This is a genomic window from Rugamonas fusca (assembly GCF_014042365.1).
GTDB lineage: Bacteria > Pseudomonadota > Gammaproteobacteria > Burkholderiales > Burkholderiaceae_D > Rugamonas > Rugamonas fusca.
The window spans coordinates 1-538 of record NZ_JACEZS010000071.1 but is presented as its reverse complement, the minus strand read 5'-3'; the positions used below and the strand labels follow the sequence as shown (position 1 = coordinate 538).

General features: G+C 60.8%; 1 protein-coding gene. It reads right to left on the bottom strand.

What is annotated here, in order from left to right:
* Positions 1–486, bottom strand: a 486-nt coding sequence (locus H3H36_RS26355; RefSeq protein WP_182220990.1) for a transposase, incomplete at its 3' end; no start/stop codon positions are given.
* Between the last annotated feature and the right edge of the window lie 52 nt (positions 487–538).

Below are 538 nucleotides of genomic sequence, written 5' to 3'. Positions count from 1 at the left end.
AATGCTTTTTGGTTCGAAGCCAGGTAAGCGATACTCGCGTTGACCGTGCAGCATGGACCACAGTACTCGGCATAGCTGCCGTCCCAAGGCGCGTACAGCCTGGTTGTGGGCTTTGCCTTCGCTACGTTTTTTCGCATAGTAGGCCGCCGCTTGCTCACAACAGTGGGCGTGTGCCGCGGCCCCAACCATCATCGCCGCCTTGGCGTGACGATTGACCTGGCGCGGTCGTCGGCTGCGGTGTGTGCTACCAGACTGGTAGTCCAGCGGCGCCATGCCAACGTACATGGCCAAGCTCCCCTCCTGCGTGAAACGCTCCAACGTACCGATCTCGCCGGCCAACTCGGCGCTGCAGATCAAGCCAAAACCTGGAATGGAGTCAATCCTGCGTCCCAGGTCGGAGTCGCGCACTAAGGCTTCCAACCGCGTTTCCAACGCCTTGATTTCGACTCCCAGGGCTAGGATCCGGCGTGCATCGGCCACGATCATTGGTCCGACCAGCTCGACTTCAGTCGAGAAGCTAGCACCGGCCTGCCAAGCG